10 protein-coding genes are annotated in these 7484 nt (G+C 56.8%); 7 read left to right on the plus strand and 3 right to left on the minus strand.

Annotated features, from left to right (window positions below):
- Positions 1 to 19 precede the first annotated feature (19 nt).
- Both H1B37_RS31025 and H1B37_RS31030 read left to right on the plus strand, forming a co-directional pair.
- Complete coding sequence (locus H1B37_RS31025) at positions 20 to 208, plus strand: hypothetical protein (RefSeq protein WP_182871174.1); 189 nt, start codon at positions 20 to 22, stop codon at positions 206 to 208.
- A gap of 101 nt (positions 209 to 309) precedes the next feature.
- Positions 310 to 1332, plus strand: a complete 1023-nt coding sequence (locus tag H1B37_RS31030) for a dienelactone hydrolase family protein (protein WP_182871175.1) — start codon at positions 310 to 312, stop codon at positions 1330 to 1332.
- Positions 1333 to 1503: 171 nt separating this feature from the next.
- Here H1B37_RS31030 and H1B37_RS31035 read toward each other — a convergent pair whose 3' ends face one another.
- A complete protein-coding gene (locus tag H1B37_RS31035; protein WP_220498463.1) occupies positions 1504 to 2040 on the minus strand; it encodes an SRPBCC family protein in 537 nt (178 codons plus the stop codon).
- Positions 2041 to 2066: 26 nt separating this feature from the next.
- Entirely contained in the window at positions 2067 to 2483 is a 417-nt protein-coding gene (locus tag H1B37_RS31040) for an ArsR/SmtB family transcription factor (protein WP_220498464.1), read from the minus strand.
- A 285-nt stretch (positions 2484 to 2768) separates the two neighbouring features.
- On the opposite strand from H1B37_RS31040, the gene H1B37_RS31045 reads away from it, so the two are divergent.
- Positions 2769 to 4004 carry a YfiM family lipoprotein gene (locus tag H1B37_RS31045; RefSeq protein ID WP_182871177.1) on the plus strand — a complete coding sequence of 412 codons (1236 nt, stop codon included), beginning with the start codon at positions 2769 to 2771 and terminating at the stop codon, positions 4002 to 4004.
- Positions 4005 to 4091: 87 nt separating this feature from the next.
- On the opposite strand, the gene H1B37_RS31050 is transcribed toward H1B37_RS31045, so the two are convergent.
- Complete coding sequence (locus tag H1B37_RS31050) at positions 4092 to 4961, minus strand: LysM peptidoglycan-binding domain-containing protein (protein WP_182871178.1); 870 nt, start codon at positions 4959 to 4961, stop codon at positions 4092 to 4094.
- A gap of 257 nt (positions 4962 to 5218) precedes the next feature.
- Between H1B37_RS31050 and H1B37_RS31055 the strand changes: the two genes are divergently transcribed.
- The 4 genes from H1B37_RS31055 to H1B37_RS33490 form a co-directional block, all read left to right on the plus strand.
- The gene (locus H1B37_RS31055) at positions 5219 to 5584 is read left to right on the plus strand and encodes a hypothetical protein (protein ID WP_182871179.1); all 366 of its coding nucleotides are present in this window, start codon (positions 5219 to 5221) and stop codon (positions 5582 to 5584) included.
- Positions 5585 to 6046: 462 nt separating this feature from the next.
- Entirely contained in the window at positions 6047 to 6655 is a 609-nt protein-coding gene (locus H1B37_RS34205) for a DUF1016 N-terminal domain-containing protein (protein ID WP_353620964.1), read from the plus strand.
- Complete coding sequence (locus H1B37_RS34210) at positions 6637 to 7083, plus strand: PDDEXK nuclease domain-containing protein (protein ID WP_353620965.1); 447 nt, start codon at positions 6637 to 6639, stop codon at positions 7081 to 7083. Before H1B37_RS34205 ends, H1B37_RS34210 begins: the two co-directional genes overlap by 19 nt.
- Before the next feature lie 174 nt (positions 7084 to 7257).
- A partial coding sequence (locus H1B37_RS33490) for a hypothetical protein (RefSeq protein WP_220498465.1) occupies positions 7258 to 7484 on the plus strand: 227 nt, incomplete at its 3' end.

Here is a 7484-nt window from a genome sequence, read left to right on the forward strand (position 1 = left end):
CAAACATCGAGTTACAATCATGAACGCCGAGCCGGATTCCGATCCCAACGCAAAAGACGACGAATCAAAAGTTCACGCCGAAGAAGTGAAGGACCAGCACACGACACACTGGGACAGGGACTACCTGTCGAAAGAGGAGTTGGACGCTGCATACCGCGAAGGGCTCGAAAAATCCAACGCGGAGGAAGCCGACGAATCTGATCGATGATCCTGGTCGTCGCCGGACGCCGCAGCACATCTCGCGCGGTCTTGCACGACGCAGACCGCCCGGCAAACCATCCAATTTCACGCCTTCGAATGAGTAGAGCGATGTATCGATTCAGAGTGGTCTGGTTCACCGCTTTCCTGTGCGGTCGACTGATCTGTTGTGGCGACGAAGCACTGCAGACAGTGCCGCTTGAATTGGTTGGCCGCTCGTTCCAGGCTGCCGATTCGTTGCACATCGGCGACGAATCATCTCAAGATGCGCTCGCCTGCCTCAACGGATTGACGTGGTCGCCATCGAGTTTTTTAATCAAGTGCAACGCGCCCGACAGCCTGCGCGGTGACGTCACTGTTCGTTTCCCATCCCCGATTGATACCGGTGATCCGCTGAATGACTTGGTGTCGATGGAATGGTATGTCGCCCGAGACGAACAAAAGCGTCCCAAACGGGCCGGCGCGGTGGTCGTGGTGCATGAAACCAGCAGCAGCATGGCGGTCGGACGGATGTTCGCCCACGGATTCCAGCACTGTGGGTTCCATGCGTTTTTGATCCACCTGCCGCACTACGGAAAACGTCGCGTCGACGGCCAAAAGCCGGACGATGCATTCTTCTTTTCCGCGATGCGTCAAGCGATCGCCGACGTGCGACGAGCCCGGGATGCGGTGGCCAGCCTGCCTGTGGTCGACGCCGACTGCATTTCGCTTCAAGGCACCAGCCTGGGCGGATTTGTGTCGGCCACCGCGGCGTCGATCGACAACGGCTACGACAACGTTTTCATCACGCTGGCCGGCGGCAATTTATTGGACGTGATTCAAAACGGGGCCAAAGACGCCGCCAAAGTCCGCGTGCGGTTGGAGCGAGCCGGGCTGGTGGGCGACCAGCTTCGATCGCTCGTCCACCAAATCGAACCGACCCGCATCGCCCACCGCCTGGACTCCGACCGCACCTGGATCTACTCCGCCACCCTGGACACCGTCGTCCCGATGTCCAGCGCCAACGCACTCGCCACCGCGGCCAAACTCGATTCATCCCATCACATCAAACTGTTGGCCAACCACTACTCCGGCATCATCTACCTGCCCGCGATCATCGACCAAATGCGAAACCAGATTGAATCGACGAAGTAGTGGCATGGGCTCGGGCCATTGAAGGTCCTCCCTCTGTCAATAACAAAACAAGTCTCGCAACAACACGCGACTCGTTGATTTCGAAGGCGACGAGTCCTCTCGCATTGCCAGCTGCCAGGACTCCACGCGTCGTCCACTACCGCCTACCCAAAACCTTAGGTGGTTCCCGCTTCAACCCACCGACTCCACATGACGGCGCAATCCCTCGCCAAACAATTGCGCCCAACCGTCTTTCAGCGACCCAACATAGGATTCACTGACATGCCCATGGTGCGCGTCCGAGATCTTTAAAACACTGCCGTCGCCCCCTTCTCCCAAGACGCGTTCTTCCAAGGACAGGCACAGATTGCTCGTCGAAGGGCCACCCCAGTCCGGCGCGACATTGCCGACCAAATAGAGCTTGAACGCCTCGGGTTGAAAGAACTGAACGCTGTACCAGACCAAAAAACCTCCCCCGTCCCGATACTCGATCAACCCTCGCCCGCCCGGACGAACATCAAACTCAACCGTCGACGCTTCGTCCACCATCCGGAAGTCAGGCAACCACCAGCGATCCGGCTGCTCCAGCAGTGCCCGCCATACCGCCGGCCGACCGGCTTTGATTTCAATCTCCAATTCGTATTGAACACAACCAGTTGCAATGGTCTTGATTTCGGACATGCCTTGAGCCTCGGCGGCAAGTGTTGGTGCAAAACGGTGAAACGACATGATCGGCTTGCCCTTGCTTTGGTTTGTCAACCGCTGCGTTTGCTTGCCCCAGATGCCCGGCGCTTGCTCGACGCCTGACGATTGGTTTCGTGATCCTCGACAAAGTCTTTCAGTCGCGAGAGTGCCGACGCCAGGTGCTTGACATGCCTGCTGACCCAGCGGTCACAAACACGCTGAATCGGGACGGGGTTCAGGTAATTCCAGCGTTGACGCCCCTCCCGGCGAACGACCACCAGGTTGGCGTTTACCAGAATCTCCAGGTGCTTCATCACGGCCGTACGGCAATGTGAATCACTGAAACGGTTTACGATCTCACCCGTCGTCAACGGACGTTCAGCGAGCAAATCGAGAATGTCGCGACGCACCCGGTCGGCCAGGGCCTTCCAAATGCGATCCGATTCGGCAGGATTATCCACCTCTTTCATGTCACCAAATGGTGACATAGGAGAACATCCGTGTCAAGTCTTACGAGCATCCGATCCGGTCGGCTTGCGGCCTCGCATGCCCCAGGCAACGCAGCCATTTTTCTGCCCCCTATTTTTCTGTCACCTCCCTTCCGTCGATGGACCGTCCCCCGCCGATTCAGCATCCCTGATGCGAAGCGAGCTTGTTTTCACCGATCGTTCGTCGAATCCATCATTGCAAAACCGGAAGTACGACCGAGAATACTGCTGTGCACACGAACGCAATGAATCCACGCAGCGAAACGAGCCGGTTCAAATAGAGTCATGGATAGAGTCACGATTCGGCCGGCATCGCGTCTCCCTGGTCTGTCACCGACCATCGGATTGGCGCTGGTTCTGACTTGGTTCACCGTGCTGTGTTTTGTTCCTGATCCGCGTCCATTGGGAGCGCCGGACAACGCGGTCACGGCCATCGCCAAACTGACCGGATTGTCCGAAGCGTCGTCACGAGCGGCGACGGCCATCGCGTTGCGTGTCATTTCAATCGGCATGCTCGGATTCCTGGTAACGCTCGGTGTCAGCCGTCGACCGCTGTGGCAATCGGCACTGATCGGATTCCCCGCCACGTCTTGTCTGGCCGTTGCTTCCCTGTGGATCAACCATGGCTACTTTCCGATCCCGTCCCAGATCAAGCTTGCGATCGTCTCTGCCGTCATCGGTGTGGCCGCCGGACTCGCTTTGAGAAAGAGTCTGGTCGCCAGGGTCTCGCTGGTCGCGATCCTGTGCGGTCTGTTCCTCTGGGGCATCCCGCACGGCATCTCAAACGATCTGGATCGCAGTGCGCGAATCACGGGGCAGCACGTATTGGCACACGTCGACGAGATTCCCGCCGGTGACGACGGCTTTGCCCAGTGCATCGCGGTGGCGTTTCGTTTCGCGGCCGAAAATTCCGTTGCAGCCGATCCCGTGCACGCCAACCAGGCCGCGATCCTCGCGCTCGGCGTCATCCTCGGGGACGAACACATCGCATCGGTCGCGCGACGCTCGCTTGATCCATCCCATCACGATGCGATCCGCCAGCTTCGCCAGAAAGTCACGCTTCGCGGCCGAGCCGATTTACCACGACACTTCTGGGTCAGCGCGTCATTGACGGTGCTGGCCGATGGCAATCGCTCGATATCGATCGGAGTGATGAAAGAGTTGATGGATTCGAACCCGGGAGGCTCTGGGTTTTCGTTCGTCGATCTCGTCGCCGATCGCGCCGGCGTCCTGTTCGCCCGTGCCGCGACCGCCGACGAGACGTCCGCCACGTCTCTCCAGCGAAGCATTCGCGACGGATTGAACGCCACCGACTATTGCCCTTCGATTAGTGCCCTGCCCGAAGGGATCTCGCGGGACGAGTTTCAATCGGTCTATGGAGGACTCGGCGGCGAACCGACGAAACGCATCGTCGATGAAATCAAAAACCGACTTCGCCAATGCCGCGCCTTAGCCGCTGAGTCCCAAGAACCGATCGAGATTTTCCCGAAGGTGCCATCCGGCGCCGGCGCGATCGAATAACACCATCCCCCGCCCCATTTTCTTGTCACCCATTTTCCTGTCGCCCTCCTCAACCATTTTTCCTGCCCCTCATTTTTCTGCCCCTCCTCAACCACCTTGGACCAAATTGGCTCCGACCCACCAGCCCCATTTCCCCCGCGCCAATACACGTCGCCCCTGGTACCCCTGGTCGGCGATGTGCATGCCATCGATGGTCGATCCGGAGGTCGAATAGCGTAGGAAGATGAACGAGTGGCCGATGCCGCGGGGGCGTTGATTGTCGCGCACCAATTCGTAGTTGGACTTCGTGCTCCAGGTTTGGATCACGGCGCCGGGTTTCAAATTCCCGGCCCAGATCCCGTTCTGGTCAACCAGCGTGCCGAGCTTCGCGAAAGCCATCGCTCCAGCAGCCCCTTTGCCGCGATACTTTTCGGGTAGATTGAACCAGGAGTTCGTTTTGGTGTTGATGAACGATCCCCACAGTCGGCCGAACGAGTTGCGGCTTGAGAGCGGCGGAAGCGCAACGCCGACTTGATTCGCCGCCGCTTTCACGCGGTTGTACGCGACTTGGTAGCACAATCCGTTGGGATATTTTTCACTTTCGCTTAGGTTGTTGTACAGCTCGACGACCTTGTTCCCGAACACGTTGTCTTGCGGCTGTGATTCGGCGCCGGGCAGAAAGATCATCCCCGTCTTGTTCGCAGCGTCGTATTTGGCCCCGCGAAAATGAACGTACTTTTGACCGCGCGACGGCCGGGGGCATTGGACGTAATTGACCAAATACCAATTGATCTCGGCCGATTTCAGGGTGCCAAAATTGAACCGGATCAGTTCTTTGGCATCCAGCCCATGGTCCTTTGCGATGGTGCCAAAGGTCTCGCCTTCTTTCTGGCCGACCGGATAGGGAACCGGTTGTTTGCCGGTCGCTGCGATGGGAGGCCAAGGCGCCTTTCGCGCCGGTTCTTGGATCGTTGCCATTGTCGTATCGTCCGTTTGGTTTGCGAGGAATTCGGAGCGGGACCGAACGCGTGACTCGGTTTCCTGGAGATCGGAGCAACCAAGATGGGTCGAAAGTCACCCGTTCAGCTTTCCAAGCGGACCATCAACCAAGGTGTTTCAGCAATTTTCGCGTCGCGCAACAATCCTCCGTTTGCCCCATCCCTCAAAAAGGGAAACCGGTTTTGACAGTCCGACCGGGTGACCTACGGTTGGTTACATCCAAAAGGAGGCAAGCAATGCGTGGAATCACGATCCTGATGACGATGCTCGTCACATCCGCCGTCGGCGCCGCGATTTACGTGGCAAAGCGGGCAGACGATCCGAACAGTGGAAACACCTACTTCACCGATATCGCTTCGACACGTGATCGGGCGTTGTTGGATCAATTCATGGCATCGCTTGATCCGACGATCATGAAGGAGTGTGCCGCACGATACGATTCAGGTCGACCGATCGACCTGGACTACCTGGTGACCTGTGGCGACTTCGAAACCTACGCCCGCTACCTGAGACTCTCGAAGTTCGACGCGGTGAAAAAATTCGAACATGCACTGCTCTATTCATCCTCAAAGCTAGAATTCGAAGACCGACTCGCGCGGTAGGCTTGTCGCCTAAGCAGTGCTTAGGCCCTTTCAAGCGTTCCACGCTCGGGTCAAAAACGCAACGTTTGAACGTGACTCTATCCACAGCCCGAACCAACGCAAATTGTTTGAGCAGAAGCTGACATACTTCGATGCCTGATGATGGCAAGGCGGTCGGATCCGATCGACTGTTTACTTCCGCCGGGAAATCGCGCACTCTGTCTTTGGGAAGTCATCGGCTACAATTCGGTTGTCGATCGATGGCCTTGTGATGAAGTAGCCGGTCTCGATACAGAGTGAAGCTGGCAACGCGTTTCAACGCACCCCTTTCAGTGGTGAACGAACATCGCTGCCATACATTGCGATCGAGATGGCTGTTCCACGACAAGATTGCTGGGCGATCGTTCCAAAGGAGACGAAACGATGAGTGAGTTGGCGAAGACAAACGAGTACCGGCAGTGGATCGTATCGATCAAAGCGTGAGTGAAGGCTTCCCAAATCAAAGCCGCAGTCGCCGTCAATGTGCAACTGTTGGAACTGTACTGGTTTCTGGGCGATCAGATTCTCGAAAAGCAAAAATCGGCCAAATGGGGCGAGGGCTTTTTGAAGACGATGAGCGAAGATTTGTTGCATGAATTCCCTGAGATTAAAGGGTTTTCACGGCGGAATCTTGAGTTGATTCGGCAGTGGTTCGTGTTCTGGAATTCAGCCTCGACCCCCACCGTGCCCGGTCATTCGGCAGCAAACCAGATTGCGAAACAGCCTGATTCGCAAATGCGTCCAATTGCGAAACAACTTGTTTCGCAAATCCCCTGGGGCCACAACATCGTCCTGATGCAGAAGCTCGACGTACCTGCCGATGTCCTGTTCTACGTCCAGAAAACGATCGAAAACAACTGGTCGCGGGCTGTGCTGACGCACCAGATCGAATCCGGCCTGCACCTGCGGGAAGGCCAAGCGATCCACAATTTCGAGGCCACGCTCCCAAAGCCGGAGAGCGACCTTGCTCGGCAGCTGCTCCGCGACCCGTACAACTTCGACTTCCTGACACTGACCGACCGGCACAACGAACGGTGCTGGAAGACGGCCTGATCGAGCACCTGACTAAATTCCTGCTCGAACTGGGCGCCGGTTTCGCCTTCGTCGGCCGGCAATACAAAATCACCGTCGACGGCGACGAGTACAGCATCGACCTGCTGTTCTACCACCTACGGCTGCACTGCTACGTCGTGATCGAGCTGAAGGTGGAAAAGTTCAAACCCGAGTACGCCGGGAAACTAAACTTCTACGTCTCGGCGGTCGACAGCCAAGTCCGCACCGAAGCCGACGGCCCGACGATCGGAATCCTGATCTGCAAATCCAAAAGCGACATCAAAGTCGAGTACTCCCTCCGAGACCTCACCAAGCCCATCGGAGTCAGCGAATACCAAATCACCGAAAACCTCCCCGAACAATTCCGCGCATCCATCCCCAGCATCGAGCAAATTGAAGCAGAACTGGGCAGTTGGGACGATGAGTGAGGTCAGATTGCTCTGTGGTAAATCTGAAGGTCCGGTCAACGACCAAGACACAAGCTGTCCTTTCCGTCAAAGAATAATCACCGGCGTCGGCGGCCGGAGCGTCGATCCTCACCGGAAATGAGTCCGCGTACCTTTCCTTCAGTTCCTGCAGCGAGGGCGGGTTCGAACAACGCAATGCATGTATATATTCGAACCAACAATCTCGGCCACGGCTTCATCGATTTCTTGGTAGACGGTACGATGATCGAGGCGAAACACGGAGTATCAGGCGACACTAGCAAAATCGCAAAGCAAATTCTGAAGCAATTCCGGAGATATGCTGCTTCAAATAGTCCACTAAAATACGCGGTACCTAACGAAGACGTGAAAGATGCGTTGCTTGAGATAATAAATGGAGATAG

Source organism: Stieleria mannarensis (assembly GCF_014154935.1).
Classification (GTDB): domain Bacteria; phylum Planctomycetota; class Planctomycetia; order Pirellulales; family Pirellulaceae; genus Stieleria; species Stieleria mannarensis.

What these genes read in the sequence shown, in the direction of transcription:
- H1B37_RS31025 (WP_182871174.1), top strand. Translation starts at nt 20, where the DNA reads ATGAACGCCGAGCCGGATTCCGATCCCAACGCAAAAGACGACGAATCA.
- H1B37_RS31030 (WP_182871175.1), top strand. Translation starts at nt 310, where the DNA reads ATGTATCGATTCAGAGTGGTCTGGTTCACCGCTTTCCTGTGCGGTCGA.
- H1B37_RS31035 (WP_220498463.1), bottom strand. Translation starts at nt 2,040, where the DNA reads ATGTCGTTTCACCGTTTTGCACCAACACTTGCCGCCGAGGCTCAAGGC.
- H1B37_RS31040 (WP_220498464.1), bottom strand. Translation starts at nt 2,483, where the DNA reads ATGTCACCATTTGGTGACATGAAAGAGGTGGATAATCCTGCCGAATCG.
- H1B37_RS31045 (WP_182871177.1), top strand. Translation starts at nt 2,769, where the DNA reads ATGGATAGAGTCACGATTCGGCCGGCATCGCGTCTCCCTGGTCTGTCA.
- H1B37_RS31050 (WP_182871178.1), bottom strand. Translation starts at nt 4,961, where the DNA reads ATGGCAACGATCCAAGAACCGGCGCGAAAGGCGCCTTGGCCTCCCATC.
- H1B37_RS31055 (WP_182871179.1), top strand. Translation starts at nt 5,219, where the DNA reads ATGCGTGGAATCACGATCCTGATGACGATGCTCGTCACATCCGCCGTC.